The 25,782-nt window shown below is 60.8% G+C and carries 30 protein-coding genes and 2 tRNA genes; 20 read left to right on the forward strand and 12 right to left on the reverse strand.

Annotation, left to right across the window (positions count from 1 at the left end):
* The first annotated feature begins 36 nt into the window (after positions 1 to 36).
* The 5 genes from Q1A32_RS14215 to Q1A32_RS14235 all read left to right on the forward strand — a co-directional run bounded on the left by Q1A32_RS14215 (position 37) and on the right by Q1A32_RS14235 (position 6,112).
* Complete coding sequence (locus Q1A32_RS14215; protein ID WP_299654388.1) at positions 37 to 1,041, forward strand: ligase-associated DNA damage response exonuclease; 1,005 nt, start codon at positions 37 to 39, stop codon at positions 1,039 to 1,041.
* Positions 1,038 to 2,630: an ATP-dependent DNA ligase gene (locus Q1A32_RS14220; RefSeq protein ID WP_299654391.1), complete on the forward strand. Its 1,593-nt coding sequence runs from the start codon at positions 1,038 to 1,040 to the stop codon at positions 2,628 to 2,630. Before Q1A32_RS14215 ends, Q1A32_RS14220 begins: the two co-directional genes overlap by 4 nt.
* Positions 2,623 to 3,480, forward strand: coding sequence for an amidohydrolase (locus Q1A32_RS14225; RefSeq protein ID WP_299654394.1), 858 nt, complete (start codon positions 2,623 to 2,625; stop codon positions 3,478 to 3,480). The genes Q1A32_RS14220 and Q1A32_RS14225 overlap by 8 nt, the downstream gene beginning before the upstream one ends.
* A 137-nt stretch (positions 3,481 to 3,617) precedes the next feature.
* Positions 3,618 to 5,438, forward strand: a complete 1,821-nt coding sequence (locus tag Q1A32_RS14230) for a M3 family oligoendopeptidase (protein ID WP_299654397.1) — start codon at positions 3,618 to 3,620, stop codon at positions 5,436 to 5,438.
* 131 nt (positions 5,439 to 5,569) lie between these two features.
* A complete protein-coding gene (locus Q1A32_RS14235) occupies positions 5,570 to 6,112 on the forward strand; it encodes a GNAT family N-acetyltransferase (protein WP_299654400.1) in 543 nt (180 codons plus the stop codon).
* Here the strand turns inward: Q1A32_RS14235 and Q1A32_RS14240 are convergent.
* From Q1A32_RS14240 to Q1A32_RS14260, 5 genes are all read right to left on the reverse strand, one after another.
* Entirely contained in the window at positions 6,045 to 6,758 is a 714-nt protein-coding gene (locus Q1A32_RS14240) for an ABC transporter substrate-binding protein (protein WP_299654403.1), read from the reverse strand. The genes Q1A32_RS14235 and Q1A32_RS14240 overlap by 68 nt on opposite strands.
* Before the next feature lie 189 nt (positions 6,759 to 6,947).
* Positions 6,948 to 7,217, reverse strand: coding sequence for a DksA/TraR family C4-type zinc finger protein (locus tag Q1A32_RS14245; protein WP_299611859.1), 270 nt, complete (start codon positions 7,215 to 7,217; stop codon positions 6,948 to 6,950).
* Between the two features lie 24 nt (positions 7,218 to 7,241).
* On the reverse strand, positions 7,242 to 8,234 hold the full coding sequence (locus Q1A32_RS14250) for a Gfo/Idh/MocA family protein (protein ID WP_299654406.1): 993 nt from the start codon (positions 8,232 to 8,234) through the stop codon (positions 7,242 to 7,244).
* A gap of 190 nt (positions 8,235 to 8,424) precedes the next feature.
* The gene (gene rpoH / locus Q1A32_RS14255) at positions 8,425 to 9,321 is read right to left on the reverse strand and encodes an RNA polymerase sigma factor RpoH (protein ID WP_299611856.1); all 897 of its coding nucleotides are present in this window, start codon (positions 9,319 to 9,321) and stop codon (positions 8,425 to 8,427) included.
* 210 nt (positions 9,322 to 9,531) lie between these two features.
* Positions 9,532 to 10,557, reverse strand: a complete 1,026-nt coding sequence (locus Q1A32_RS14260; protein WP_299654410.1) for an RluA family pseudouridine synthase — start codon at positions 10,555 to 10,557, stop codon at positions 9,532 to 9,534.
* Here Q1A32_RS14260 and Q1A32_RS14265 point away from each other — a divergent pair.
* A complete protein-coding gene (locus Q1A32_RS14265) occupies positions 10,556 to 10,846 on the forward strand; it encodes a DUF6476 family protein (protein WP_299655596.1) in 291 nt (96 codons plus the stop codon). The genes Q1A32_RS14260 and Q1A32_RS14265 overlap by 2 nt on opposite strands.
* A gap of 52 nt (positions 10,847 to 10,898) precedes the next feature.
* Here the strand turns inward: Q1A32_RS14265 and Q1A32_RS14270 are convergent, their stop codons facing one another.
* The 3 genes from Q1A32_RS14270 to Q1A32_RS14280 all read right to left on the reverse strand — a co-directional run bounded on the left by Q1A32_RS14270 (position 10,899) and on the right by Q1A32_RS14280 (position 12,018).
* Positions 10,899 to 11,207: a hypothetical protein gene (locus Q1A32_RS14270; RefSeq protein WP_299654413.1), complete on the reverse strand. Its 309-nt coding sequence runs from the start codon at positions 11,205 to 11,207 to the stop codon at positions 10,899 to 10,901.
* 207 nt (positions 11,208 to 11,414) lie between these two features.
* Positions 11,415 to 11,491 (reverse strand) — tRNA-His (locus Q1A32_RS14275).
* A gap of 44 nt (positions 11,492 to 11,535) precedes the next feature.
* Positions 11,536 to 12,018, reverse strand: coding sequence for a GNAT family N-acetyltransferase (locus Q1A32_RS14280; protein WP_299654416.1), 483 nt, complete (start codon positions 12,016 to 12,018; stop codon positions 11,536 to 11,538).
* An 82-nt stretch (positions 12,019 to 12,100) separates the two neighbouring features.
* Here Q1A32_RS14280 and Q1A32_RS14285 point away from each other — a divergent pair, with 82 nt between their 5' ends.
* Complete coding sequence (locus tag Q1A32_RS14285; RefSeq protein ID WP_299611848.1) at positions 12,101 to 12,289, forward strand: DUF6324 family protein; 189 nt, start codon at positions 12,101 to 12,103, stop codon at positions 12,287 to 12,289.
* Positions 12,290 to 12,651: 362 nt separating this feature from the next.
* Entirely contained in the window at positions 12,652 to 12,819 is a 168-nt protein-coding gene (locus tag Q1A32_RS14290; protein ID WP_299654418.1) for a hypothetical protein, read from the forward strand.
* A 146-nt stretch (positions 12,820 to 12,965) separates the two neighbouring features.
* On the opposite strand, the gene Q1A32_RS14295 is transcribed toward Q1A32_RS14290, so the two are convergent.
* The gene (locus Q1A32_RS14295; RefSeq protein ID WP_299654421.1) at positions 12,966 to 13,436 is read right to left on the reverse strand and encodes an MmcB family DNA repair protein; all 471 of its coding nucleotides are present in this window, start codon (positions 13,434 to 13,436) and stop codon (positions 12,966 to 12,968) included.
* 98 nt (positions 13,437 to 13,534) lie between these two features.
* On the opposite strand from Q1A32_RS14295, the gene Q1A32_RS14300 reads away from it, so the two are divergent.
* The 7 genes from Q1A32_RS14300 (at position 13,535) to Q1A32_RS14330 (ending at position 18,553) form a co-directional block, all read left to right on the forward strand.
* Positions 13,535 to 14,809, forward strand: coding sequence for a hypothetical protein (locus Q1A32_RS14300; RefSeq protein ID WP_299611843.1), 1,275 nt, complete (start codon positions 13,535 to 13,537; stop codon positions 14,807 to 14,809).
* Positions 14,806 to 15,561 carry a hypothetical protein gene (locus tag Q1A32_RS14305; RefSeq protein WP_299654424.1) on the forward strand — a complete coding sequence of 252 codons (756 nt, stop codon included), beginning with the start codon at positions 14,806 to 14,808 and terminating at the stop codon, positions 15,559 to 15,561. The genes Q1A32_RS14300 and Q1A32_RS14305 overlap by 4 nt, the downstream gene beginning before the upstream one ends.
* 102 nt (positions 15,562 to 15,663) lie before the next feature.
* Positions 15,664 to 16,071 (forward strand): cupin domain-containing protein, encoded by a 408-nt coding sequence (locus tag Q1A32_RS14310; protein ID WP_299654427.1) that lies wholly within the window; start codon positions 15,664 to 15,666, stop codon positions 16,069 to 16,071.
* Entirely contained in the window at positions 16,068 to 16,388 is a 321-nt protein-coding gene (locus tag Q1A32_RS14315; RefSeq protein ID WP_299654430.1) for a helix-turn-helix transcriptional regulator, read from the forward strand. Before Q1A32_RS14310 ends, Q1A32_RS14315 begins: the two co-directional genes overlap by 4 nt.
* Positions 16,385 to 16,804: an SRPBCC domain-containing protein gene (locus Q1A32_RS14320; RefSeq protein ID WP_299654433.1), complete on the forward strand. Its 420-nt coding sequence runs from the start codon at positions 16,385 to 16,387 to the stop codon at positions 16,802 to 16,804. The genes Q1A32_RS14315 and Q1A32_RS14320 overlap by 4 nt, the downstream gene beginning before the upstream one ends.
* The gene (locus Q1A32_RS14325) at positions 16,804 to 17,244 is read left to right on the forward strand and encodes a hypothetical protein (protein WP_299654436.1); all 441 of its coding nucleotides are present in this window, start codon (positions 16,804 to 16,806) and stop codon (positions 17,242 to 17,244) included. Before Q1A32_RS14320 ends, Q1A32_RS14325 begins: the two co-directional genes overlap by 1 nt.
* A 397-nt stretch (positions 17,245 to 17,641) precedes the next feature.
* The gene (locus tag Q1A32_RS14330; protein ID WP_299654439.1) at positions 17,642 to 18,553 is read left to right on the forward strand and encodes a pirin family protein; all 912 of its coding nucleotides are present in this window, start codon (positions 17,642 to 17,644) and stop codon (positions 18,551 to 18,553) included.
* A gap of 68 nt (positions 18,554 to 18,621) precedes the next feature.
* Here the strand turns inward: Q1A32_RS14330 and Q1A32_RS14335 are convergent, their stop codons facing one another.
* A complete protein-coding gene (locus Q1A32_RS14335) occupies positions 18,622 to 19,206 on the reverse strand; it encodes a TetR/AcrR family transcriptional regulator (RefSeq protein WP_299654442.1) in 585 nt (194 codons plus the stop codon).
* A 104-nt stretch (positions 19,207 to 19,310) separates the two neighbouring features.
* On the opposite strand from Q1A32_RS14335, the gene Q1A32_RS14340 reads away from it, so the two are divergent.
* The 5 genes from Q1A32_RS14340 (at position 19,311) to Q1A32_RS14360 (ending at position 23,968) form a co-directional block, all read left to right on the forward strand.
* Positions 19,311 to 19,595 carry a hypothetical protein gene (locus Q1A32_RS14340; RefSeq protein WP_299654444.1) on the forward strand — a complete coding sequence of 95 codons (285 nt, stop codon included), beginning with the start codon at positions 19,311 to 19,313 and terminating at the stop codon, positions 19,593 to 19,595.
* Positions 19,596 to 19,669: 74 nt separating this feature from the next.
* Positions 19,670 to 20,956 (forward strand): homoserine dehydrogenase, encoded by a 1,287-nt coding sequence (locus Q1A32_RS14345; protein ID WP_299654447.1) that lies wholly within the window; start codon positions 19,670 to 19,672, stop codon positions 20,954 to 20,956.
* Between the two features lie 30 nt (positions 20,957 to 20,986).
* Complete coding sequence (gene glpX / locus Q1A32_RS14350; protein WP_299654450.1) at positions 20,987 to 21,955, forward strand: class II fructose-bisphosphatase; 969 nt, start codon at positions 20,987 to 20,989, stop codon at positions 21,953 to 21,955.
* A gap of 96 nt (positions 21,956 to 22,051) precedes the next feature.
* Positions 22,052 to 23,791 (forward strand): single-stranded-DNA-specific exonuclease RecJ, encoded by a 1,740-nt coding sequence (gene recJ / locus Q1A32_RS14355; RefSeq protein WP_299654453.1) that lies wholly within the window; start codon positions 22,052 to 22,054, stop codon positions 23,789 to 23,791.
* A gap of 102 nt (positions 23,792 to 23,893) precedes the next feature.
* A tRNA-Glu gene (locus Q1A32_RS14360) sits at positions 23,894 to 23,968 on the forward strand.
* A gap of 113 nt (positions 23,969 to 24,081) precedes the next feature.
* On the opposite strand, the gene Q1A32_RS14365 is transcribed toward Q1A32_RS14360, so the two are convergent.
* Entirely contained in the window at positions 24,082 to 25,119 is a 1,038-nt protein-coding gene (locus Q1A32_RS14365) for a GGDEF domain-containing protein (RefSeq protein WP_299654456.1), read from the reverse strand.
* Entirely contained in the window at positions 25,116 to 25,703 is a 588-nt protein-coding gene (locus Q1A32_RS14370; RefSeq protein WP_299654459.1) for a heme NO-binding domain-containing protein, read from the reverse strand. The genes Q1A32_RS14365 and Q1A32_RS14370 overlap by 4 nt, the downstream gene beginning before the upstream one ends.
* Positions 25,704 to 25,782 lie beyond the last annotated feature (79 nt).

Here is a 25,782-nt window from a genome sequence, read left to right on the forward strand (position 1 = left end):
CTGGCCCGACGCCTTCTTCATGCTAGGTTTGCGCGTATGAGCAGCGCACTGACCTTTACCCCCGCAGGCATCTATTGCCCGGCGGGCGACTTCTACATCGACCCATGGAAACCTGTGGACCGGGCCCTGATAACGCATGGCCACGCGGATCACGCGCGATGGGGGATGGGATCGTATCTGGCGACGGATACGGCAGCCCCCGTAATGAGGCACCGGCTGGGCGACGTGTCCATCGACACCGTGGCCTACGGCGAAACACTCACAATCGGCGGGGCCAAAGTATCCTTCCATCCCGCAGGCCACGTGCCCGGCTCCGCCCAAATCCGGGTGGAAGTCGAAGGCGAGGTCTGGGTTGCGTCTGGCGACTACAAGGTGGTGGATGACGGATTGTCCACGCCGTTCGAGCCCGTCAAATGCCACCATTTCATCACCGAAAGCACCTTTGGACTGCCGGTGTTCCGCTGGCAGGCACAGGATGTAATCGCCGCCCAGATCAACGATTGGTGGGCAGGCTGTGCGGCGGCAGGCAAGACGGCCTTTCTGGGTTGCTACGCTTTAGGCAAGGCACAGCGCTTGATGTCGATGCTGAACCCCGACATCGGTCCGATCCTGACGCACACGGCCATCGAGAACACCAATGCGGTGATGCGCACGCAGGGCATTGCCTTGGTTGACACCGTGCAGGCCGGGGCGGACCTCGTGCACAAGGATCATCCCGGGGCACTTGTGCTTGCGCCGCCGTCGGCGCTTGGCTCGGCTTGGGCGCGCAAGTTCGGGGCGCAAGAGACGGCGTTTGCGTCCGGATGGATGGCTGTGCGCGGTATCCGTCGACGGCGCGCTGGCGACCGTGGCTTTGTCATCTCGGATCACGCGGATTGGTCGGGATTACTCTGTGCCATCAAAGATACCGAAGCGGAAAACATATATGTCACTCATGGTTACACGGATATCTTCACGCGATATTTGAATGATCAGGGGTGGAACGCTCAGGTTCTGCAAACCGAGTTCGGTGGAGAAGATGCCGAGGATGAGGCGGCATGAAACGCTTTGCCGCGCTGTTCAATGCCATCGACCAATCAACAAAGACCACGGTGAAGGTCGCAGCGTTGGCCGCCTATTTCGAGGAGGCTCCGGAAGAGGACCGCATCTGGACCATCGCGATATTCTCGGGCCGTCGCCCCAAGCGGGCCGTGAACACAACACGCCTGCGTGAATGGGGGGCAGAGGTGGCGGGCATTCCGCTGTGGCTGTTTGAAGAAGCCTATCCCATTGTGGGCGATCTGGCCGAAACCATCGCGCTTGTCCTACCGCCGCCCAAGACGGATAGTGACCATGGTTTAACGTATTGGATCAACGCGTTGCGCGACTTGGCTCAGGTGGAAGAACCCGAGCGCAAGGCTTTCGTTCTCGAGGCATGGGCCTCCCTTGATCCCACGCAGCGCTTTCTGTTCAACAAGCTGCTCACCGGCGGTTTCCGCATCGGCGTCAGTCAGAAACTGATGACCCGTGCGCTGGCCCGCGCCACAGGCAAGGACGAACCGGAAATGGCCCACCGCCTGATGGGCGACTGGGACCCGGCCACCACCACATGGGCACAACTGATTGAAGAAGACGATCCCGCCGCCAACGCCTCGCGGCCCTACCCGTTCTACCTTGCCTACGCCGTTGAGGGAGAGCCGGAAAGCCTTGGAAATCCAGAGGATTGGCAGGCAGAGTGGAAGTGGGACGGGATCCGTGGACAGCTTATATTGCGGGACGGCGCGCACTACGTTTGGTCCCGCGGCGAAGAGTTAATGACCGACCGCTTCCCCGAACTGGCCCGCGCCCGCGATTTCATCCCCGACGGAACGGTTCTGGACGGTGAATTGCTGGCGTGGGGCGACGACGCCCCGCAAAACTTCAATGCCCTGCAAAAGCGCATCGGGCGCAAGACAGTGCCGAAAAAACTACTCACTGAAGCCCCGGTGATCCTCTACGCATACGATCTGCTGGAGTGGAAGGGCGAGGACATGCGTCAAACACCACTTTCAGAACGCCGGGCAACTCTTAAAAACCTCTGCAAAACTCTGCCGACGGACGCCCCGGTGAAGCTCTCGCCGACGGTCCCCTTCAACAACTGGCAATCCCTCGCAGACACCCGCGCCGCCGCCCGCGACGCTCAAGCCGAGGGGCTGATGCTGAAGCGCAAGGACAGCCCTTACCTGACGGGACGCAAGAAGGGCGATTGGTGGAAGTGGAAGCTGGACCCGCTGACCATCGACGCGGTGATGATCTATGCCCAATCTGGCCACGGGCGGCGCGCCAACCTGTTCACCGATTTCACCTTTGCCGTCTGGAAAGGCAACGATCTGGTGCCCTTCACCAAAGCCTATTCCGGCCTCACGGACGAAGAGTTCCGCAAGATCACCGCGTGGGTAAAAAAGAACACCCAGCAACGCTTTGGCCCCGTCCGACAAGTCACCCCGCACCACGTGTTCGAAATTGCGTTCGAAGGCATCCAGGCCTCCACCCGCCATAAATCAGGGGTGGCGCTGCGCTTTCCGCGCATGTCACGGTGGCGGCACGACAAACCCGTGCAAGAGGCCAACAGCCTCGATGACCTGAACGAGATGCTTGAGATTTATGGATAGCGCACCGCCGCCCCCAGCACCGACCTCACCGACAACGAAACTGCCCGTGGGCGCATGGGACACCCACGTCCACCTTCTCGGCGGGCCGGAACACGACCTGTCACCCACCCGCGCGCAGAACCCTCCTAAAGGGATCGACTTTGACGGCTGGCTTACACGTTTCCGCGCCCATCTTGACGCCTTGGGATGCACCCACAGTCTGATCGTGCACTCGATCCTGTATGGCACCGACAACACGGTCACGCTGGAAGCGGTCCGCGCGATGGGCAAAGGGTTCAAAGGGGTTGGCCTGCTGCCCGACGGCGCGGCAACCCGCGACATCAAACACTTCGCGGACAACAACTTGGTGGCCGTCCGGCTCAATTACGTCCACGGCGGCGTGCTCACTTGGGACGGGGCCAAGGCGATGGCCCCCGCCCTCGCAGACCACGGAATGCATATCCAGATGCTGCTGCACGCCGACCAGCATATCGAGGAACTGGCCGACGACATCCGCGCCCTGCCCGTTCCTCTGGTCATCGACCATTGCGGCTGGCCCACGAACTTTGATGCGCACACGCCCGCCATCGACGCACTCTGCGCCCTGCTGGCCGAGGGGCACGTGCATATCAAACTCTCTGCCCCTTACCGGCTCACGGACGACGCCGAACAAACGAACACGCTTGTGCGCCGCCTGATCGACGCCAACCCGGACGCCTGCCTGTGGGGGTCCGACTGGCCCCACATCATGCTGAACGGAGCACAGATGCCGCAGGCGGCCACACTGGCTGATGAACTCACAGTGATCACCACTAAAGAAGAACAGCAAAAGATCTTTGTGGACACACCGACCCGTCTTTTCACGCCCTGATCTTCTTCTGACTGAAAATACCACGGGGTCTGGGGCAGCGCCCCAGCCGGTCGCCGCAAACACATGCGGCGAAACCCTTGCCCCCACGCACGCCGCCCCATACCTATTGCGCAACACGAAAAACCAAAGGTGCCCGTATGTTCCAACTCCCCTTCCCCGTCCGCGACGCCAACGCCACAGCCGGGGATCAACCCTTGGGCAATCTGCCCGAATGGAACCTCGATGACCTCTATGCGGGTGAAGATGCCCCTGAACTCAAACGCGACCTCGATTGGCTCGAAGAGGCATGCAAGAGCTTTGCGACCGATTACGAAAACAAGCTCGACCAACTGGATGCGACGGGGTTGCTTGACTGCATCCAGCGCCAGGAACGGATTAATCAGGTCGCCGGGCGTATCATGTCCTATGCGGGCCTGCGCTATTACCAACTGACGACGGATGCGGGCCGGGCCAAGTTCATGTCCGACGTGCAGGAAAAGATCACCAACTTCACGACGCCGCTTGTGTTCTTCACCCTCGAACTCAACCGGCTTGAAGACGACCACCTGTCGGGTCTGCTGGATCAGAATGACGACCTCGCTCGCTACAAACCAATCTTCGACAAGATCCGGGCGATGAAGCCGCACCAGCTTTCCGACGAGTTGGAGAAATTCCTGCACGACCTCGGCGTGGTGGGCGATGCCTGGGAGCGGCTGTTTGATGAAACCATCGCCGGTCTCACCTTCGACATCGACGGCGAGGCACTCAATATCGAAGGCACGCTGAATTTCCTCACGGACCCGGACCGCAAGAAGCGAGAAACGGCCGCGCGTGAATTGGCCGAGGTTTTTTCAGGCAACATCAAAACCTTCGCCCGTGTGCACAACACGCAAGCCAAGGAAAAGGAAATCGTGGACCGTTGGCGTGGCATGCCCACGGCGCAGACGGGCCGGCACCTCAGCAACCAGGTCGAGCCAGAGGTGGTCGAAGCGCTGCGCAACGCGGTGGTCGATGCCTACCCCAAACTCAGCCACCGCTACTACGAACTGAAGCGCAAATGGCTGGGTCTGGAAACCATGCAGGTCTGGGATCGCAACGCACCCCTGCCCATGGAGGACCCCCGCATCGTCAATTGGGACGAGGCCGAAAAGACGGTCATGGACGCCTACAACGCCTTTGATCCGCGGATGGGCGACCTCGCACAGCCGTTCTTCAAAAAGGGCTGGATCGACGCAGGCGTGAAACCCGGCAAAGCCCCCGGTGCCTTTGCCCACCCCACAGTCACGGATGTGCATCCCTACGTGATGCTCAACTACCTGGGCAAACCGCGCGACGTGATGACACTCGCCCACGAACTTGGCCACGGCGTGCATCAGGTCCTCGCGGCAGGCCAAGGTGAAATGCTGTCCTCCACGCCCCTCACGCTGGCCGAAACGGCTTCGGTCTTTGGCGAGATGCTCACGTTCCGCAAAATGCTTGACGGGGCCAAGGACGACGCCCAGCGCAAAGTGATGCTGGCCGGCAAAGTCGAGGACATGATCAACACGGTTGTGCGCCAGATCGCGTTCTATGACTTTGAATGCAAATTGCACGAGGCCCGCCGGGGCGGCGAACTCACGCCCGAAGACATCAATGCGCTCTGGATGTCGGTTCAGGCCGAAAGCCTCGGTCCGGCCTTCGAATTCATGGACGGGTACGAGACCTTCTGGGCCTACATCCCCCACTTCGTACACTCGCCCTTCTACGTCTACGCCTACGCGTTTGGCGACGGGCTCGTGAATGCGCTGTATTCTGTCTACGCCGATGGCGCGGAAGGGTTTGAGGACAAGTATTTCGACATGCTCAAGGCGGGCGGTTCCAAACACCACAAGGAATTGCTGGCCCCGTTCGGCCTCGACGCCTCTGATCCCAAATTCTGGGACAAAGGACTCAGCATGATTTCCGGCTTCATCGACGAGTTGGAAGAAATGGAAGACTGAGACCAAGGGTGGGATGGCCGTGTACCGGGCTGCTCCCACCGCACCCGACGTCGCGGCGAGAGCATGGCTTCCAGCAAGCATGTTGGGCTTTTTGTCTGGATAGATATCCCCCATAGGAGCAATTTTCCAAGATGCTCACTCTCGCGCCACTGACACCATCGGACCTGACACGCGTGGGACATGTCACTGTCCATCCCGACCAGATCAAGTTCTCGGGCACCGTGGCAGAGGCCTTCCAAGCCTCAGAACCGGATGTTGATTTCCACGGGATCTTTGAAAACGACACGGCGGTTGGCTTTTTCAAGATCGACCGAGCCTATGCCACACGCTACCCCTTCGCAGCGCCACATGGGTTGGGCCTTCGAGCGTTCATGATTGATGCGGCGCGGCAAGGCACTGGTATCGGCACGCAGTCCTGCAGACTGCTCCCGGACTATTTGCGGGTGCGCTACCCGGACCAGTCGAAACTCTGGCTGACTGTGAACTTCACCAACCCGACGGCCTATCGTGCCTATCGATCTGGAGGATTTCAGGATACAGGGCACGTCTGGCCACACGGAGATGCCGGCCCGCAAAACGTTCTGATGCTCAACTACACAGCAGAAGCTACCAGCCCCCGGCATAAATCCGGGCCAGGCTCCCATCTGTCTGCAAATCGCGCAGCGCAGCATTGAGCGCATCCAGGTGCACATGCGCTCCGCTGGCCTTGGACAGGCCAAAATGAGCGGTGCGCGGCGCGATCGTCACGGGCATGGCACGGATCACGTCGGACAGGCCGACGGTTTGCAGGTGATGTTCGCCCACCTTGGCATCCAATGCCGCGAACTGGATGCGGCCAAATTTCAACATGTCGAACATGCTCGCAATCGAATTGGCCCGCTGGATCGGCTGGTTGCGCGCAAATGCGGCCTCCATCTCTGCATCGATCACGGCACCGTTCAACAAACCCAAGCGGGCATCGGCGATGTCGGCATAGTCGCCCGCCCACGCCGCAGCGTCTGGCCTTGTTTCGCTATTGTACCACAGCGCGCTGGTCTGTTCGAAAGTAGCATCGGAAAAAGCGAGGAACTCAGCGCGCGCATCGCTGTAAAACAACGGCAGAATTCCATCGACATCGCCGACGCGTGCCTCTTCCTGACAGCGCGCCCAAGGCATCAGAACCACTTCTGCCGTGATCCCGTCCATGCGGTCCACCAAGGCCTCAAGCAACTCGACCTTCAGCCCGCCGGTGGGCGCACCTTCCGTCCCAAGCGTATAGGGCGGGTACGGGTCATAACAAAACACCAGGTGGGTCTGCGCGCGCGCGACAGGCGCAAACATACACAAGACCAGGACCCAACAGAGGGCCCGGCTGACTGTTCGTACTGCCGCGGTTGTCATGATGTGCACCTTTCAAGGCTCGAGCCAATAACGCCGCTGTGATCGAATAGTTCCCGTCACAGCGCACTTTTTATCGGCATCGCAGTTAACCGCCCCTTAAGGCACGCAAGCACCGCTCATTTGAGGCGCTCACTTCAACTGACTGTCCTTGGATCCGCGGCGGTTGATCCCGCCCCGCGCTTTGAAGGCTGCATCGCGTTCGGCCACGCAATCCACGCATAGTTTCACGCCAGGCAACGCTTTACGGCGTGCTTCGGGGATCGGCTCTTCGCATTCCGCACAATGGGTCAGGCTCTCGCCAACAGGGGCTTTGCGGGCCTGCATACGCGCCAACTCGTCCGAAATGGACGCCTCGATCTGTTCCGACACCGCCCCGTCCTTGGCCCAACCGCCTGCCATTGCATTACCCCTTTTCGATCTGCGCTATCCCTTGGCCTTGGCAAACACAGCATCAATCAGGGCCTGCGTGCCCTGCGCATCCTCAAGATGCCAGGGATAAGGCGTGCCGGTCTGAACATGGCGCGAGAATGCCTCAACCTGTAACACATAATGGTTTGCGCCGGGAAATCGTTCCTCCGTCACCGCCGGAGGACTGTCATCACGCGCCGTGTTGCGCTGCAACTCCAACCGTGCCGTTGCAAAGACGCCCGGGTTGAAAGGGGCCGTCAATTTCATCACCCCATCCGTTCCGACAAAGGTCATCTCCTGACAGGGGTGCATGCGCATCGAATTGACCCAATGGGCGGAAAAACCGGGGAAGCGAGCAGACACGCGGGCCACCACATCGACACCCTGTTCGAAATCCACATCGGCATGCGTGATCTCCAGCGGCTCCTCACCCGTCAGCCACCGGGTTGCGCCATAGGTGTAGACGCCGATGTCCGGGATGCCTCCCCCGCCTGTTTCGGGGCGGTTGCGCACATTTTCCGGGTCGGCGGCGTTGTTGTAGGCAAACAGCCCTTCGACGTGAAGCAGCTTGCCGATTGCCCCCTGCTCGTACAGCGCCTTGGCGCGCTGCCATTGCGGGTGGTGCACGATCATATACGCCTCTGTGGCAAAGCAACCCCCAGCATCCCTCGCCGCAATCAGCTCCGCATAGGCGTCCGCTGCCATCGCCATCGGCTTTTCGCACAGCACATGCTTGCCCGCGCGCAGCGCCTTCAGCGACCATTCAACGTGCAGATGGTTGGGCAACGGGATGTAAACCGCGTCGATTCCGGGATCCGCCAGAAGTGCGTCATAGCTGTCATGTAACGTCAGATCAGGGCAAAATGCCTGAAACGGCGCAGCTTTATCGGCGCTTGACGTGGCAAGGGCCGAGAGACGCGCGCCCGACGCTGCGTGAATGGCAGGGCCCATCTGTTGTCGTGCAAACTTGCCTGCACCCAGAATGCCCCAGTTGACAGTTTCCACCATGACTTCCCTCCGCTCTCGACTATGCTGGCACCATATCGACGAGCCCGACCGATACAAGCGGTCCAGAACGCAATGCGCCACGTACAGTGCCCACGATGGAGGACACTCGGCGCCGCCCCGTCCTGTGCCCACGAAAAAAAGGCGCCCCAACGGGACGCCCTTTCATTTCACTCACACTGCGCGTTGCTGGTCAGGATGCAGTCATCAACCCCTTGGTCTTGGCAATCTCGCGCATTTTCTTCTGCAGCTTTTCAAAGGCGCGCACCTCGATCTGGCGGATCCGCTCGCGGCTCACACCGTACTCGGTCGACAAATCCTCGAGCGTGACAGGCGCATCGGCAAGACGGCGCTGCGTCAAGATATCCTTTTCCCGCTCGTTCAGAACCTCGAGTGCCTCGGCCAGCATTTCGCGGCGCACTTCCAATTCATCGCGCGCCTCATAGTCGCCCGCCTGATCGGCGCTTTCGTCCTCAAGCCAGTCCTGCCATTGCATGGCCCCTTCGCCTTCGGACCCAACGGTCGCGTTCAGCGACGCGTCGCCGCCCGACATGCGCCGGTTCATCGAGATCACCTCGGCCTCGGTCACGCCCAGATCAGTCGCGATCCGCTTGACGTTCTCGGGGCGCAGATCGCCCTCTTCCAGCGCACCGATCTTTGCCTTCGCTTTGCGCAGATTGAAGAACAGTTTTTTCTGAGCCGATGTCGTGCCGAGCTTTACGAGGCTCCATGACCGCAGGATGTACTCCTGGATCGACGCACGAATCCACCACATCGCATAGGTGGCAAGGCGGAAGCCTTTTTCAGGATCAAACCGTTTGACCGCCTGCATCAGGCCCACATTGGCCTCTGAAATCACTTCGGCCTGCGGCAGGCCGTATCCACGATAGCCCATGGCGATCTTGGCGGCGAGGCGTAGGTGCGATGTCACCATCTTGTGGGCCGCACCTGTGTCTTCTTTCTCGACCCAGGCCTTGGCCAGCATGTATTCCTCTTCGGGTTCCAACAGCGGGAACTTCCGAATTTCCTGCATATACCGGTTCAGACCGCCTTCGGGCGTCGGTGCCGGAAGATTTGCGTAATTGGCCATGTTGTCCCTCCTTTGCGCCTTGGTATGTTTAAGCGCTTAACATTACATATGGGACGGCGAACGCCCGTGTTCAAGTGACGGGTGTCGTCGCAAAGTGAATATGACATGCGCATCCGAAGGAGTGGAGACCAAGACCCGTGCTCTCACGCGCATGTGCTGTTCGTTACACCGCTTTGTAAAAAATGCGTAAACGGACCGTGCGATGGTCGCTTAGTTACATAATACCGCGATCAAATCGGCGAAATCCGCCGACATCGGCGCTTCAAACCGCAACATTTCGCCGGACAGCGGATGCTCGAACCCCAATACTGCCGCGTGCAACGCCTGCCGGCCAAAGCCCGCGACGGCCGCTGCCGCCATCTCACTCAGTGCCCCGCGCGGCAATTTGCGCCGACCGCCATAGGTCGGATCACCGACCAAGCCGTGCCCCGCATGCGCCATATGCACCCGGATCTGATGGGTGCGCCCCGTCTCCAGCCAACACTCGATCTGGCTCAGCACCGGCGGCGTGCCATAGCGTTCGACCAACCGCGCACGGGTCACGGCATGGCGTCCGCCTTGAAACAAAACGGCCTGACGCTGCCGGTCGGTTTTATGACGGGCCAGTTGCGTGGTCAGCTTCAGCACATTGCCCGGCTCGAACGACGCGCCCTTCACCCCGCGCAGCCGCGGATCATTGCCATCCGGCACGCCGTAGACCAGAGCGCGATAATACCGCTCGACCGTATGTTTTGCGAATTGCGCCGCCAGCCCATGATGGGCGGCATCGGACTTGGCCACGACCAACAGCCCGCTGGTGTCCTTGTCGATCCGGTGCACAATCCCGGGGCGCTTCATGCCGCCCACACCGGACAAGTCATCGCCGCAATGGTGCATCAACGCATTGACCAACGTGCCCGAGGGCGATCCGGGTGCCGGATGCACCACCATGCCTGCAGGCTTGTTGACGACAATCAGTTCATCATCCTCGAACACCACATCAAGCGGAATGTCTTCGGCCCCGATATGGCTGTCCTGCGCCCGCTCGACGGTCACTTCGACAATGGCCCCCTCAGCCACCTTTGCCTTGGGATCAGATGCTACAACGCCATCCACGCTCACCGCGCCCTCCGCCAACAGGCGCGCGAGCCGTGTGCGGGACAAGGCGGCCCCCTCTGGCACGTCCCGCGCGATGGCCTTATCAAGACGCGCAGGCGGATCGGCCGCAATGACAAAGGACACGCAAGTGGACGACATGGACACCCCGGAGCTTCCCGCCAATCTCGCCTTTCTGCGGCGGCTGGTGACGGCGTTGACGATCATCATGATCGGGGGCGTTGTAACGGTGGTCGCGTTGCTTGTCATCCGGTTGAACTCAGACCCGGCACCGCTGCCCCTGCCCGACCGGGTCACGCTGCCGGACGGCACGACAGCAACGGCTTTCACTGTCGGCTCTGACTGGTACGCGGTGGTCACGGCCGACGATCAAATCCTGATCTTCGATCAGGTCACCGGCACGATACGCCAGACCATCGTTCTTGATTGAGAGCGGGCCGGACGGGCAAAGACGTTCCGTTGAACGCCTTTGCACGGTCCCATTAACACCGTGGAGCGGCTTGACGTCTTGCGAGTTCGGTTTGGTCCATTGACCGAGTGAACGGGATCGGCGCGGTTTCTTGCGCCAGCACATAGCCCGAGACATCGGCATAGCACTGGCAATCAAGGTCTGCGTCCAAACTCTGGCAATGCTTCAACTCCCGAGCAACGGCATCGTCGAAATCCTCTTGAGTGACGCCCGGAGCGAGAGCGAGCCCCCCGGTCGTCAGGGGCGGCACAAACGATACGGCAAAGATCAATGTCCCGCCAATAGCGATCATGATGACGTATATCCGAATGTCACTTGGCATCTGCATATCCCATGCAAACGACAATGCGTGCCCAGAGGTTAAAGAGTGGTTTTTTAAGAGGATGGTTTTCGCCTCCCGCAGGGAATCAATTGCCGCACAGGTGGCAAGGCGGCGCGGTGCAGACGCTGCAGAATTGAAACAATGAATTAAGTTTCGCAGCCGTATCAGGTCTTGGAAATCTTCGCAGAACAAAGTGGCTGGCGCGGATGGTACCACCGCCCCGGCTCGAACGGGGGACCTCCTGATCCACAATCAGGCGCTCTAACCAACTGAGCTACGGCGGCACTGCGCGATCAAATACCCATGACGTGCGACGATTGCAAGACCGTCAAAACCGATAAATCCAGGTCTGCTCCACCAAATCACAGCCAAAGGAATGCACCGGTTTCGCCCCCGCAAGGCGCCAACCGGTGCGCGCATAGAGGGCACAGGCCGCGCGGTGGCTTTCATGAGTCCAAAGGGTCATGCCACCATAGCCCGCCTCCTGCGCAAACCCCATGCACTGACCGAGCAGCATGCGGCCCACCCCCAAACCACGCGCCTCAGGCACCAGCAAAAAGAGACGAAGCTTGGCCGTCGTCGCATCATGGCGCACACAGAAAATCGACCCCAACCGCTGCCCTACGGCTTCGGCAATCCATCCCCTCTCACAGGCAGGATCATGATCGGCCACAAACCCATCGAGAATGGACCGGACCAGCGGGCCGAAACTGTCATCGAACCCTTCTTCGCGGGCATAATGAAGGCCGTGCTGGTCCACCAACCAATCGGTGTCATCGGGATCGAACAGGCGCAAGGTGACATCAGACATGGATCACACCATGGCCCCCACGCGCTTGCGTTTCAATCCGCCCCACGCTAGCAGAGCCGCCAATCATCCGGAGGACCGCACAATGAGCATCAACAAAGAAAGCGACATCGAAGCCAACCTCCAAATCGGACCCACCGACAAAGGCATGGTGCGCATCTATATCGAGGCAAAAGGCATCGAGATTCCCATGGATTTCGAACCCGACGAGGCCGAAGAGATCGCCGACGAAATCCGTGCCGCCGCCAAGGCTGCGGGCGCAATGAAGCGCTAAACTCCGCACCCTCGATCTGTTCCAGTAGTCCAGATAGGCCAACCCCAGTGAGTGGCGCGCGAGCTTTGCACAACAAATCCGGTTTCGTCTCGATGACTGCAGTCCGGACAAAGCAGTCGCTCGTTCTTCTCGCTCAAGAGTCAGCGTTTGCCACGTCAAGCGGCGTGATATAAAATTCGTATGCAGACAGTTCGAGACTTGACCATCACCGATCATGAAGGTGTCCGCACCCATCTCGCGAGATGCAGGCGAGAAACGTATACCAAGCTGGTCGGGGTAGAAACAGCCAGCGTACCGCAATCGATTGCGTTGTGGGAAATGCAATAGCAGCCGAGCGCGGCGGATTAGGATATATTTGGGGAATGTATATTTCTGCAGCGCAATACCAGAATCGCATTGGTCGAACATTGATCAACGAAATCCAACAACTGCTTCCATCTGCAAAGCATTTCTCGGTTGTCGGCCTCCAAGCCAGTCCTGATGCCCGCGCATTTATCAAACGCTTGTTTTTCTCCAACAGCGGCATGTGACAACGAGTTGGCCGTTAGAAACAGCTTATCTGCGACCACCATGGTCTTGAACGGGTATCCTCCTTAGGACCACTTTTTCCCTTAGCTGCCCTTCGTGCGACTTGCAGCATCGGTTACTTCGGGCACAATCTGGATATTCCGCCGTCCTACCAGTCCAACCCCGCTCCCGGGTCCCGCAAGCTCTGCAACCGCCGCGCCGCATGGGTGGCGAACTTCTGCACCATCACCTTGCGCCGCGCTGGGGCCAGCTTGTCCTCGGGCGCCATGCGGATGATCTCGGCATCATAGGCGTCCGCAATGATCAGCCCCGTGCCCTCGGGCAGCAGGTCCACCGGAAAATCACTGTCCACCGCCCAGAAAAACCGATCACACCAGTCCAGATACCCCTCCCATTTCTGATCCGACATGAAATCCGCGCGGCTCGACTTGCACTCCACCACCCAGATTTCGCCCTTGGGCCCCAGCGCCATCACATCCACCCGCAAGCCCCGCGCAGGCACCAGTTCTTCAACCGCAGCCCAACCCAGCGACGCCAGATGCCGCGACACCCCCCGCGCCAAAAGCTGGCCGGGCATCATCGTGGTCATATCAGCGGCGATCTGCATGGGTACAAACATACGAACAAACCCTGAACAAACGCAAGCGCGGCCTGCCCCCTTGGCGATCTGGGCCCCCGCCCCTACCTTTGGACCCACACCAGTGGGGACAAAAAGTAATGAGTGATGACACACGGCTGACCCAAGCTCAGGCCCGCGGCGTCCGCTATGCGCGCGAGCTTGAGGGACATCTTGGTTGGCTTGACACCTTTTCCGGCACCGCCCTTGGGGTGCTGGCCGTGGCCTCGGGTATCTACACCTATTTGGGCGTCTCATCCCTGCTCGATGAAAACGGCGCCATGTCGGTGTTCGCCGCCATCGCCTATTCGGTCGCCGTGTCCGTCGGCATCTTCGTCTTCTGGTCCTACATGATGCGGCTTTATCCGGCGGTCCGCACCGCAGGCGCGCGCATCGGGTTGGTGGTCGCCATGGGCGTGGGCTCGCTCGCCATCGTCGCCATGTCGTCATGGCTCAACGCCGCCGCCCTTGCAGGCTCCGCGGCCGTCGAACAACACCTCGCCAAAACGGTGCAAGACTACCAATCCAGCCTTGAACGCGCCCACGAGGTCGCCCTGACGGGCCAATCGCTCGAACGCGATGTCGCCCGCGTCCGCCAATCCTTCGAGGACCTGTCGGAACAGGAAGCCGCCGGTGCCCTCTCGGGCCTCGCGGGCCGCGGCGCCGTCTTCCGCGTCCTGCGCCAGAAAGCCGCCGAACTCTCGGGCCTGGAGGCACAAATCAGCGCCCAAACCCCGCTGGTTGAGTCCGCCTTCACCGAAGGCAACGCCATCCTTTCCCGCATGCGCGCCCTCACCGTCGAACCGGGTCCGGTCGAGGCGCGCTCCGTCGAATTCTCCGAACAAGCCGTTCGCCTCGCCGGCCTCATCACCCAAATGCGCCAACTGTCCGTCGCCCCGCTTGTCGAACGCGCGGCTCAGGACCTCGCCGCCTCCGTCGTCCTGCCGGAACTCGATAGCGACACCGAACAGGGCCGCACCGATCAGGCCGCCACCATCACCTCCGTGCTCGAAGTGCTCGCCCAGCGCGCCACCACCCTCGAACGCGCCGCCCAGAACGTGCAATCGCTCGAACAGGCCACGGACGTCACCTACACACCCATCTCCTCCGCCGATGCGGTCATCCTCTACGCCCGCAACTTCGTGCCCTCCTGGGCCGGGGCCATCGCGATCGACCTGTTGCCTGCCGTACTGGTCTTCATCCTCGCCATCACCCAGAACGCGATCCGGGGCGGGCGCGAAGGCGCAGCCATCGAAGACACCCTGACGCTGGCCGAACTCCGCGCCGCCATGGCCGCCCTGCGTGACGTCGAAACGACCATGACCGCCCCCGACAAGATCGAAGCCCCCGAACCGCCCAAACGGGTCGCCGAATGACAGACACGGCGCAAAAACACCGCAACCCCATCGCCCGCACGCTCATGGGCGTGCTGATCTTTCAACTGGGCATCGGCGGTTTGCTGATCCTTGGCGACATGCAAGGCCTCCGCCTGCCCTCCTTCGGCCCCGACGCCCCAAGGCTCACCGAACCCGTCCGCCCCGGCGACCAGCGGCGCACCTTCCGCCCCGACCGCGACCGGCCTACCACACAGCCCGCCCGCGACCCCGGCGAATTGCCCAACCGGCTGGTGCTGACGCAAACCGACGGTACCATCTACCGGCTCGAAGGGGGGATCAGCGACGGCGACGCCGACCGCCTCGCCGCCCTTATCCGCCAATCCGACCCCCGCCCCGACACGCTCATCCTGCAAAGCCCCGGCGGTTCCGTCGCAGACGCGCTCGCCTTGGGCCGGATCATCCGCAGCGAAGGCATCGCCACGCAAATGCTGTCGGGCGAGTTTTGCTACTCCGCCTGCCCCTACCTTCTGGCCGCAGGCGCAAAACGCACCATTGCCGACGCAGCCTCCGTCGGCGTGCACCAACACTATTTCGGCGAAAACACCTTCCTCCCCGCCGCCTTCGCCGTCGAAGACATCCAGCGCGGCCAGGCCGAAGTGATGACCTATCTCGACGAGATGGGAATCGACACGCTCGTCATGCAACACGCCATGTCCACGCCCCCGGATCAGATCTATGTCCTGCTCCCGGAAGAGCTGGAAACTTACGGATTTACCCAATCTCCTGAATGACTTGGCGCGCGCCATCGGTCCATAAGCGCAAACGGCTTGACATGATACCAAAAGGTATCTCATTAATATGATACCAAACGGCATCATATCGTGAGACACCCCATGAAACCTCTCGTCCTCCTCCTGCTCGCCGCCACCCCTGCGCTGGCTGACTCCGCAATCACCCTCACTCCAGCCGACGCGCTGGATTGGGAAACCACACCCGAAGGGGTCGCCTTCGCCCCCCTCTCCGGCGACCGATGGACGGAACCCTACTTCGCTATGGTCAAACTGCCCTCGGGCACCACCAGCCCGCCCCACACCAAGACGTTCACCATGCACGGCGTGATGATCGAGGGGCAGATGACGCACACCCCTCTCGGCACGGACGCCACCACCACGGTGGGCCCCGGCGGCTACTACCAGGTGCCCGCGGGACTGCCCCACATCTCCACCTGCGTCTCCGACACTCCTTGCGTCACCATGCTCTACCAGGACGGCGCGTTCGACTTCCTGCCGGTGACGCAATGAGCGATCAGACCCAAAACGCCTTCCGCGCGCTGGCCGACCCCACCCGCCGCGACATCCTCACGATGCTGGGCGCACAGGACATGACCATCGCGCAAGTCTCCGACCGCTTCGACATGACCCGTGCCGCCGTGAAAAAGCACCTCACCGTCCTCAGCGATGGCGGCCTGATCACGGTCGAGGCGCGGGGCCGCGAACGCATCAACCGCATCAACCCCGCCGGTCTGGCACCCATCCTCACGTGGCTCGAAGTCTTCGACCGCTTCTGGGATGACCGCCTGTCAGACCTCAAAACCGCCATCGAAAAGGACATCCAATGACCGACACGACATTGCAAAAGACGATCTTCCTCAAAGCGCCCCGGTCATTGGTCTGGGACTACCTCACGCAACCCGAACACCTCGCCAAATGGTTCCACGCGCCGAAAACACCGCTGGCCGAGGGCGAGACACTGGAAATGTTCGGCACCACCAGCGGCGACCTCTTGATCTGGGGCAAGGTGATCACAGCCGACGCCCCAAACCACCTCGAATACACGTTCACCGTCGGCCCCATGGGCGACGCGGTCAGCACCGTGAAATGGACACTCACGGATGTCCCCGGCGGCACCCAGCTTGCCCTGGAACACACCGGCCTGCCCCAGGGCGAAGCCGCCTTCGGCCTCACGCTCGCGCTCGACAAGGGCTGGGACGATCACCTCATGCGCATGCGCAATGACATTCACGAGGACGACTGATGGACTACTCCGCTACAATCACAACAAGCGCGTCGCCCGACCGGGCTGCGCGTATGATCACCGATGACCTTGAGCTTTGGTGGTCCACCCGCGTGGACCGTCACCCAACTGGCTTCACCATCCGCTTCAACCGTAGCCACGTTACCTTCGCCATCGATCCGGGCAACACGACAACAGACTTCAGTTGGACCTGCACCGATGCCCACATGATCATCGAAGATGTGGACGAGCCGCAAGAATGGAAAGGCACCAGCCTGATCTGGCGGGTCGCACCAACTACGGGCGGCTGCAAAGTCACCTTGACCCACAAAGGGCTCACCCCACAGATCGCGTGTTTCGATGTTTGCCAGCGCGGGTGGCAGCACTTTTTCGAAACCAGCCTGCGCAATCACCTCAACGGTGAGGCGGCCATACCCGAGACCAGCCAACCTGCGGCATAACGTACCGCGCCACCCCGCCATGTGCCCGAAATCGGACGCGCGGACCAAGCCTAGGATTGTGCAGTACGCCGAAGTGAACCGACAAGCCTTGTCGCGCCCCGCCCCCGCCCCTATGTAGCGGCGTGGCGGGTTCTGCCCTTCTCGTGACAGGTTGCATTCCGGTGGCCTTAAGCAATTCCGAGGGAGTTGGCTCTGTCCGGGCCCTGGTCCGGTTACCTGACGCCCACCTGTATATACAGGTCCTCGGGAATGAGAGAACCAAACGGTTGTGGTGGTCCCGTCGCACACCCCCAACATGTGCTTTGCAAATGCGCACAGATGCGGTTCGCAGCTGCCAATTGTGTGCTCTATGCCAATGCCTATCTTTGCCTCAACACAAAGATGAAAGGAGACCCCCATGTCCCTCCGCCCCACCATTGAGACCCGCCAGGCGCAACCCACTATGGAAGGCGCAGGCGTCCACCTGCACCGCGCTTTCGGCTTCCAAGACCCGTCCGAACTGGACCCGTTCCTGCTCTTTGACGATTTCCGCAATGACGTGCCCGCTCATTTCGAAAAAGGCTTCCCGTGGCATCCACATAGGGGAATAGAAACAATCACTTACGTCCTCGAAGGCACGGTGGAACACAGTGACTCTTTGGGCAATTCCGGCACCCTCGGCGCAGGCTCGGTCCAATGGATGACAGCAGGCTCCGGCATCCTCCACCAGGAAATGCCGCACGGCAACGCAAAGGGGCAAATGCACGGCTTCCAGCTCTGGGGCAACCTACCCTCGGACCAGAAAATGACGGCGCCGCGGTATCAGGACATCCAAGGGTCCGACATCCCCGAAATCATCGACGATGACGGCACCAAGGTCCGTGTGATCACAGGTGAGTTCTGGGGCAAGACAGGTCCCGTCGATGGCATCGCCGCAGACCCGCAATACCTCGATATCTCCATACCGGCGGGCGTGAAGAAGACATTAAAGATCGACACCTACCGCCGCGCCTTCGCCTATGTCTTCCAAGGTGCAGGAGCGTTCGCGGATGCGTCAGACCCCTCAGGTGTGCTTCTGGAAAAAGAGGTTTCAGGACAAGAGGTTAACATCCGCGACCTCTCCGGTGACCGGACCCTGATCCGCTTCGGCACAGGCGACGAAGTCACGGTGCAGGCAGGCCCCGAAGGCCTCCGCTTCCTGCTGGTCTCTGGCGCACCTATCAACGAACCTGTGGCCTGGCACGGCCCCATCGTGATGAACACGCAAGAGGAGTTGATGCAGGCCATGCGCGACCTGCGCAACGGCACCTTCATCCAGCCTGCGCACTAAAATCCCAAGTACGACGGGACGGTGGGTGGGGCGACTTTGGCAATGCCAAAGAGCGTCCCACCCCGGCGTCACGCAACAACAGCTTTGCGCACCATATTCCAATACTGATCCTGAACGTCAGTCAGGCTCAACCGCCCCTCTTCACGGAACCATGTCGTCACCCCGGTCAGCATCGCAATCACAGCCAAAGTGGCAATCTTTGCATCCGCAACATCAAACACACCCGTATCGGCACCGCTGCGTAAAATCCCTTCCAGGACAGCCTCATAGCGTCCCCGCAGTGCCTCAATTTCAATGAAATTCGCTGGTTCCAGATTGCGCAATTCCATATAGGCAATGAACACCGCGTCGGGGCGGGCATGGTGAAAGCCGATGTGAAAACGGACAAAGGCCTCAAGCTGCGCAAGCGAAGCATCTCCTGCCTCCACAGGCACAGCCTTCAGCAACTCGACCATGTGGTCACGCATCAACTCAAACAGCAGGCTCTGCTTGTCGGGTGTGTAGTTGTACAAGGCCCCCGCCTGCACCCCCACCTCAGCCGCGATTCGGCGCATGGAAACAGCAGCATAGCCGTGGCGCGCAAACAGCCGAAGGGCCGCGTCACGCACGCGCGGGCCGGTGATATCGGCGTGAGATCCAGTCTTGCGAGCCATGCGCAGAATTTATCTGAACACCTGTTCAAAACCAACCCACGCTTGCACGGGCCAACACCATGGTGCATCACAAGGGCAACACATGTTTTCCGGAGCCTCCGCATATGCGCGCCGCTGCCGCCTTGCTTTGCCTGACTTTGACTGCCTGCACGCAGTTCCCTGAGCTTGACGACACTGTTTCTCCTTCCGTCCAAGCGGCCGATTTTCCCGCGCTTCTCCCGCTTGAGCCGCTGATGGCCCGCGCAGCGCCAGTGGTCAGCGACCCAGTCGAGACGACGCAAACGCTCGAAGCCCGCGTGTCAGCCCTGCGCGCCCGCGCACGTGCGCTGCAACGGCGCAGCATCGTTGATCCGGCCACCCGCGCACGCATGCTAGCGGCGCTCAGCTAGCCCAACGGCAATTGCACCCGCCGACCGAACCCGCTACATCGCCCGCGACGCCCCATCGCTCAAAGGATCCTGACATGAACGCACCGCTTCGGCTTGGCATCGCAGGGTTGGGCACCGTCGGCATCGGCGTGGTCAAGATCATCCGCCAACACGCCGCGATGCTTGAGGCCCGCACAGGCCGCAAGATCGAAGTGAGCGCCGTCAGCGCCCGGTCGCGCGACAAGGATCGGGGTGTGCCCCTGACGAGCTACGCTTGGGAAGACGACCCGGTGGCACTCGCCACGCGCGACGATGTCGATGTTTATGTTGAATTGATGGGTGGCACTGATGGCCCGGCCAAGGCGTCGGTCGAGGCGGCAATTGCGGCTGGCAAACACGTGGTCACAGCCAACAAGGCGATGCTGGCGATCCACGGCCAAGCATTGGCCGAAGCAGCCGAAACCAATAGCGTCAGCCTGCGATATGAAGCGGCTGTGGCTGGAGGCATCCCCGTGATCAAGGCCCTGACCGAAGGATTGGCAGGCAACGAAATCACCCGCATCGTCGGTGTGATGAACGGATCATGCAACTACATCCTGACGCGCATGGAAAGCGCAGGCCTGACCTACGATGAGGTCTTTGCCGAGGCTGATGGGCTTGGCTATCTCGAAGCCGACCCGCAACTGGATGTGGGTGGCATCGACGCGGCGCACAAGCTTGCCATCCTGTCCTCCATCGCGTTTGGCACGCGCGTCGATTTCGACGGGATCGAGTTGGAAGGGATCGAGCGGATCAGCATCGAAGACATCGGCCATGCCGCCGACATGGGCTACAAGATCAAGCTGCTGGGCGTGGCGCAGAAAACAGGACGCGGGCTGGAGCAACGCATGATGCCCTGCCTTGTCCCCGATACATCGCCTTTTGGGCAATTGCAGGGCGGCACGAACATGGTCGCGATCGAAGGGCACGCCGTGGAACAGGTGGTTCTACGCGGTCCCGGCGCAGGCGAAGGCCCCACAGCCTCTGCCGTCATGGGCGACGTCTGTGACATCGCGCGTGGACTGACCCTGCCCGTCTTTGGACAGCCCGCCGATACCTTGACCAGCGCGCCCCGCGCGGCATCCGTCCTGCCCGCGCCCTACTATTTGCGCATGGCCCTGGTGGACAAACCAGGCGCACTGGCCAAAATCGCCACGGTTCTGGGAGACGCGGGCGTCAGCATTGACCGGATGCGGCAATACGGCCATGCAGATACCACCGCACCCGTTCTGATCGTCACGCATACCTGCACCCGCGGCGCAGTCAACGATGCGATCCAGGCGATGCAGGGCACCGGCGTTCTCGCCTCTGACCCTGTGGTTCTCCGCATCGAAGCCATCTGATTTTTCATTCTTCCCAAAGGACTTTCCAACATGACCTCCACCGCACTGTTTCAGGACCGCATGTTGTCGCTGGGCCTTGCCCGCGTTTCCGAAGCCGCCGCGTTGGCGTCTGCGCGGCTGGTCGGCCACGGCGACGAAAAGGCTGCCGATCAGGCTGCCGTCAACGCGATGCGCGAGCAGTTGAACATGCTGGACATCGCGGGCGTCGTGGTCATCGGTGAAGGTGAACGGGACGAAGCGCCCATGCTCTATATCGGCGAGGAAGTGGGCACCGGAAACGGACCCGGCGTGGACATTGCGCTGGACCCGCTTGAAGGCACGACATTGACAGCCAAAGACATGCCAAACGCGCTGACCGTGATTGCCATGGGGCCACGCGGCTCCATGCTGCACGCACCTGATGTTTACATGGACAAGCTGGCTATCGGTCCGGGTTTTGCACCTGACATCGTGACACTTGATATGGACCCGGCAGAACGCGTGCAGGCACTGGCCAAAGCCAAGGGTTGCGATGCCGCTGACATCACCGTTTGCATCCTCGAACGTCCTCGCCACGAGAGTGTGATTGCAGCCGTGCGCGGCACCGGCGCCTCCATTCGCCTCATAACAGATGGCGACGTCGCAGGCGTGATGCACTGCGCCGACGCGACCACTGGCATCGACATGTATATGGGTGAAGGCGGCGCCCCCGAGGGCGTTCTGGCCGCAGCAGCCTTGAAGTGTATGGGAGGACAAATCTATGGCCGCCTTCTGTTTCGCAATGACGATGAGAAGGGCCGCGCAGCCAAAGCCGGGATCACCGATCTGAACCGGATTTACACCCGAGATGACATGGTCACGCAGGATGTGATCTTTGCCGCAACGGGCGTGACCGACGGGTCGCTTTTGCAAGCCGTGCATCGCGAACCGGGTTGGCTGACCTGCGAAACACTTTTGATGCGGTCCAAGACCGGATCCGTACGTCGCATCAACTACCGCACACCCACGCACACGGTGTGACAGACGGGGCGGACGACACGTCCGCCTTACGAGCCCCTGTTGCCACGCTTGCGACGGCGTCTAAACTGGCGCGAGGGTCCGCGGAAGGAATACGCATTGGCTTTTTTGGGCGTTGAGCAATCGCTGACCGGCAGGGCGTGGATCGGTCCGGACATCGAGACTGATCGAGCCGCGGAAACACTTGCCCAGGCAACGCAATTGCCACGCCCAGTGTGCCAGATCCTGGCCAGAATGGGGGTGGCCCCAGATGCCGCCGACGCGTATTTGTCGCCCACTCTGCGTGACCTGATGCCAGATCCCAGATCCATGCGCGATATGGAAAAGGCAGCGACGCGTCTGTTGGCCGCAGTCAAAGACCGCCAGCGGATCGCCATATTTGCCGACTACGATGTGGATGGGGGCAGCTCAGCCGCACTTCTGGTGACGTGGTTCCGTGCCATGGGCGCGGTAGCCACGCTCTACGTTCCGGACAGGATCGACGAAGGATACGGACCGAATGATGCGGCGATGTCTCAACTCGCCGCAGCGCACGACCTGATTGTCTGCGTGGATTGCGGTACCCTGTCCCACGGCCCCATCGCGGCCGCAACGGGCGCAGATGTCATCGTGTTGGACCACCACCTTGGCGCCGAAACTCTGCCGGACGCCTTGGCCGTTGTGAACCCTAACCGGCAGGATGAAGATGGCGCATTGGCCCATCTATGCGCCGCAGCCGTCGTGTTCCTGGCGCTGGTCGAAGCCGGCCGGCAATTGCGCGAAGCAGGGGCGAAACGCCCCGATCTCATGGCGATGCTTGATCTGGTTGGCCTCGCCACGGTCGCCGACGTGGCACCTTTGACCGGCGTGAACCGCGCCTTTGTCCGACAAGGGCTCAAGGTCATGGCACGTCGCGATCGTGCCGGGTTGGTTGCCCTCGCCGATATTGCGGGCCTCGACACCGCACCCACGCCCTACCATCTGGGCTACTTGCTAGGGCCGCGCATCAACGCGGGCGGGCGTATCGGGCAGGCTGATCTGGGCGCACGCTTGTTGGCCACAACCGACCCGCACGAGGCGGCGGCCATTGCCGAACGGCTCAACACGCTCAACACCGAACGACGCGAGATCGAAGCCAGCGTGCGCGCTGACGCCATCGCACAATGCGAAACGCGCGGAACGGATGGCGCGCTGGCATGGGCCGCTGGACCGGGTTGGCACCCAGGCGTTGTGGGCATCGTCGCGTCCCGTTTGAAGGAGGTGACAAACCGCCCATCCATCGTGATCGGGATCGAGGATGGGATTGGCAAAGGCTCTGGACGGTCCGTGTCGGGCATTGATCTCGGGGCACCGATTCAGCGGTTGGCGGCAGAAGGCTTGCTGATCAAAGGTGGCGGCCACAAAATGGCTGCCGGTCTTACGGTCGAAGCGGACAAGATCGAAGCAGCCATGGCGCGCCTGGACGCCCTTTTGGCAAAACAAGGTGCAGACGCGTTGGGTCCCGCCGACCTGAGGCTTGATGGGGCATTGATGCCCGCGGCGGCCACAGTCGAGCTGCTAACTCAGATCGATGCTGCCGGGCCGTTTGGTGCGGGTGCTCCCGCGCCCCGGTATGCCTTTGCCGCCATGCGTATCTTGCAGGCGCGTCGGGTGGGGGAAACACATCTGAAAGTCACCTTCGGCGAACCCGGCGGTGCGCGATTGGACGCGATTGCGTTTGGAGCGTTTGACGGTGCGCTTGGCCCTGCGCTGATGGACCATGGGGGTGCCCCTTTCCATCTGGCGGGACGGCTTGAGATCAATGCCTTTCGTGGTCGGCAGTCGGTGCAACTGCGTCTCGAAGATGCAGCACGGGCCTGATACCTATCGGCCATGCGATTGCGTAGAATTATCGGCGTTCTGACGATTTTTCCGCTTGCGCCCCACCGCCTTATTGCCTATCTGAGCGCTCACATCAGCGATGGCCCGTTCGTCTATCGGTTAGGACGCCAGGTTTTCAACCTGGAAAGAGGGGTTCGATTCCCCTACGGGCTGCCATTTCTACCTAAAGCCTGGTCTTGGCGTTCGCGTGCCGTGCCATAGCATTCGGTAATTTGGTGTGTTTCGGGCAAGCGTTCGCACACTTCCAAAACAGCACCCAAGTTCACAGACTAAGCACTGCTTTCGGCACCGCGCCCCACGGGCGGGATCAGATTTTGCGCGTTTTGCCGGAGTGCTGGCAGATATTGTGTCTGTTGCCCGCGCCCGCCGTGTTTCGACGCATAAAGGGCGACATCAGCATCATCCATCACCTCAGCCACGGATTGACCCGACGCCGGATCATAAATGGCGGAGCCAATACTCGCGGAAATCCTGCACACTTCGCCTTGAAACGGGATCGGGCGAGAAATGCGTTGAATGATGCGGCGGCCAATACCAGCCATCGCATCACCGTCTTTGGCGTGCGGCAGGATGATAACAAACTCATCTCCCCCCACGCGCGCAACTGTGTCGCTTTCGCGCGTCTCTTCGACCATCACACGCGCCACCGTTTGAAGCACGTGGTCGCCCGCAGCGTGCCCGAGGGTATCATTGACGGCCTTGAACCAATCGAGGTCGATCTGCATCAGGCCGAATCGCGTCCCCCAATCCGCATGACGCGCCAGCACATGGTCCATCGCACGCCGATTCTTGAGGCCGGTGAGCGTGTCGGTAAATGCCTGTTCCTCGGCGGCAATCATGGCCCCTTGCAGGCGCAGGTTCAGCTTGCGCGATGCCTCCATCGCGGCTGATTTCGCCTCAACCAGATACAACATTTCGACGGTAAGATCGGTCGCTGCAAAGTCCGCGCTCGTCAATGCATAGTCCGACACCCCATCCACCACCGAGATGCCGAACGAAAGATTGACGATGCTCTGTCCCTCTTCAATCCCGGCGACAAGCAAGCCCTTCACTTCGGTCTTGGGCGCGTCGCGGAGTTGCAGGTGCAACTTGGTTCCGGCGGCGGCGCGCAGCGTGTCCATGGATGTGATTGCACGCGGACGCTTCAGATCAAAAATCTCAAGAAAACGGCGCCCGACCATGGGTGTGTTGGGGCGCAATTTCTGCACCGTGGGCCCGGCGTGCACAACGTGCCCGGTGGGCCCCAGAACAAGGTGCATCGGGCACAAGACATCCAGTGCAGCCGTGAGTGCCGTTTGGTCCATCATGATGCTCGCGCGCCCAGATCAAACACGCGCCCTTCTGCAAATTCAGTTTCAACCAGCGTGACCGAGATCGTCTCGACCCCGTTGCCGCTGCCCGTGTATTCCAACAGCGCCAACGCGCCGTAGTCATCGGCCATTGTACGCAAAATACCCATCATAACATGACCATAGCCATCGATTGGGCTTTCGCAGATCAGGCTAAAATGGGTTGGGGAATGATCCCGCAATTCGATGCGTGGCAAGTTCAGGTCAGACACCGCAAGTCGCGCACGATCGGGCAAGTCATCAAGCGAATGCAAAAACTCCACGAACGTGACGCCGCCAAATCGCAACAGCCGTCGCAAGGCTTCGACATTCGGGTGGGAGACCAGATAGGTTCCCATATCCTCCATCACATCGCTGCGTGGACGGTCCAGAATCTGGCTGATCGCGTCCAGTACACGCGGCGTAATATCATCATCATAGATCAACATTGCCTCGAATTCGACGAAATCGAGATCGGCAAACCGGATCGCTTCAACCCATTTGTCTGCCCCGTAACTGTCGGTCACGAAGCACTGTATTGCGCGATTTATCAGCCCATGCATTGCACGACATTCCCATTGCCACGCTTGCACCTTGCACAGGCAGCTCTAAACAATCCTATAACAATTGCAATTTGAGGTA

The organism is uncultured Tateyamaria sp., assembly GCF_947503415.1.
In the GTDB taxonomy this organism is placed as follows: Bacteria; Pseudomonadota; Alphaproteobacteria; order Rhodobacterales; family Rhodobacteraceae; genus Tateyamaria.

Excerpts from the sequence above, each read along its gene's own strand:
- Q1A32_RS14215 (WP_299654388.1), top strand. The coding sequence starts at position 37 with ATGAGCAGCGCACTGACCTTTACCCCCGCAGGCATCTATTGCCCGGCG.
- Q1A32_RS14220 (WP_299654391.1), top strand. The coding sequence starts at position 1,038 with ATGAAACGCTTTGCCGCGCTGTTCAATGCCATCGACCAATCAACAAAG.
- Q1A32_RS14225 (WP_299654394.1), top strand. The coding sequence starts at position 2,623 with ATGGATAGCGCACCGCCGCCCCCAGCACCGACCTCACCGACAACGAAA.
- Q1A32_RS14230 (WP_299654397.1), top strand. The coding sequence starts at position 3,618 with ATGTTCCAACTCCCCTTCCCCGTCCGCGACGCCAACGCCACAGCCGGG.
- Q1A32_RS14235 (WP_299654400.1), top strand. The coding sequence starts at position 5,570 with ATGCTCACTCTCGCGCCACTGACACCATCGGACCTGACACGCGTGGGA.
- Q1A32_RS14240 (WP_299654403.1), bottom strand. The coding sequence starts at position 6,758 with ATGTTTGCGCCTGTCGCGCGCGCGCAGACCCACCTGGTGTTTTGTTAT.
- Q1A32_RS14245 (WP_299611859.1), bottom strand. The coding sequence starts at position 7,217 with ATGGCAGGCGGTTGGGCCAAGGACGGGGCGGTGTCGGAACAGATCGAG.
- Q1A32_RS14250 (WP_299654406.1), bottom strand. The coding sequence starts at position 8,234 with ATGGTGGAAACTGTCAACTGGGGCATTCTGGGTGCAGGCAAGTTTGCA.
- rpoH (WP_299611856.1), bottom strand. The coding sequence starts at position 9,321 with ATGGCCAATTACGCAAATCTTCCGGCACCGACGCCCGAAGGCGGTCTG.
- Q1A32_RS14265 (WP_299655596.1), top strand. The coding sequence starts at position 10,556 with ATGGACACCCCGGAGCTTCCCGCCAATCTCGCCTTTCTGCGGCGGCTG.
- Q1A32_RS14260 (WP_299654410.1), bottom strand. The coding sequence starts at position 10,557 with ATGTCGTCCACTTGCGTGTCCTTTGTCATTGCGGCCGATCCGCCTGCG.
- Q1A32_RS14270 (WP_299654413.1), bottom strand. The coding sequence starts at position 11,207 with ATGCCAAGTGACATTCGGATATACGTCATCATGATCGCTATTGGCGGG.
- Q1A32_RS14280 (WP_299654416.1), bottom strand. The coding sequence starts at position 12,018 with ATGTCTGATGTCACCTTGCGCCTGTTCGATCCCGATGACACCGATTGG.
- Q1A32_RS14285 (WP_299611848.1), top strand. The coding sequence starts at position 12,101 with ATGAGCATCAACAAAGAAAGCGACATCGAAGCCAACCTCCAAATCGGA.
- Q1A32_RS14290 (WP_299654418.1), top strand. The coding sequence starts at position 12,652 with ATGTATATTTCTGCAGCGCAATACCAGAATCGCATTGGTCGAACATTG.
- Q1A32_RS14295 (WP_299654421.1), bottom strand. The coding sequence starts at position 13,436 with ATGTTTGTACCCATGCAGATCGCCGCTGATATGACCACGATGATGCCC.
- Q1A32_RS14300 (WP_299611843.1), top strand. The coding sequence starts at position 13,535 with ATGAGTGATGACACACGGCTGACCCAAGCTCAGGCCCGCGGCGTCCGC.
- Q1A32_RS14305 (WP_299654424.1), top strand. The coding sequence starts at position 14,806 with ATGACAGACACGGCGCAAAAACACCGCAACCCCATCGCCCGCACGCTC.
- Q1A32_RS14310 (WP_299654427.1), top strand. The coding sequence starts at position 15,664 with ATGAAACCTCTCGTCCTCCTCCTGCTCGCCGCCACCCCTGCGCTGGCT.
- Q1A32_RS14315 (WP_299654430.1), top strand. The coding sequence starts at position 16,068 with ATGAGCGATCAGACCCAAAACGCCTTCCGCGCGCTGGCCGACCCCACC.
- Q1A32_RS14320 (WP_299654433.1), top strand. The coding sequence starts at position 16,385 with ATGACCGACACGACATTGCAAAAGACGATCTTCCTCAAAGCGCCCCGG.
- Q1A32_RS14325 (WP_299654436.1), top strand. The coding sequence starts at position 16,804 with ATGGACTACTCCGCTACAATCACAACAAGCGCGTCGCCCGACCGGGCT.
- Q1A32_RS14330 (WP_299654439.1), top strand. The coding sequence starts at position 17,642 with ATGTCCCTCCGCCCCACCATTGAGACCCGCCAGGCGCAACCCACTATG.
- Q1A32_RS14335 (WP_299654442.1), bottom strand. The coding sequence starts at position 19,206 with ATGGCTCGCAAGACTGGATCTCACGCCGATATCACCGGCCCGCGCGTG.
- Q1A32_RS14340 (WP_299654444.1), top strand. The coding sequence starts at position 19,311 with ATGCGCGCCGCTGCCGCCTTGCTTTGCCTGACTTTGACTGCCTGCACG.
- Q1A32_RS14345 (WP_299654447.1), top strand. The coding sequence starts at position 19,670 with ATGAACGCACCGCTTCGGCTTGGCATCGCAGGGTTGGGCACCGTCGGC.
- glpX (WP_299654450.1), top strand. The coding sequence starts at position 20,987 with ATGACCTCCACCGCACTGTTTCAGGACCGCATGTTGTCGCTGGGCCTT.
- Q1A32_RS14365 (WP_299654456.1), bottom strand. The coding sequence starts at position 25,119 with ATGATGGACCAAACGGCACTCACGGCTGCACTGGATGTCTTGTGCCCG.
- Q1A32_RS14370 (WP_299654459.1), bottom strand. The coding sequence starts at position 25,703 with ATGCATGGGCTGATAAATCGCGCAATACAGTGCTTCGTGACCGACAGT.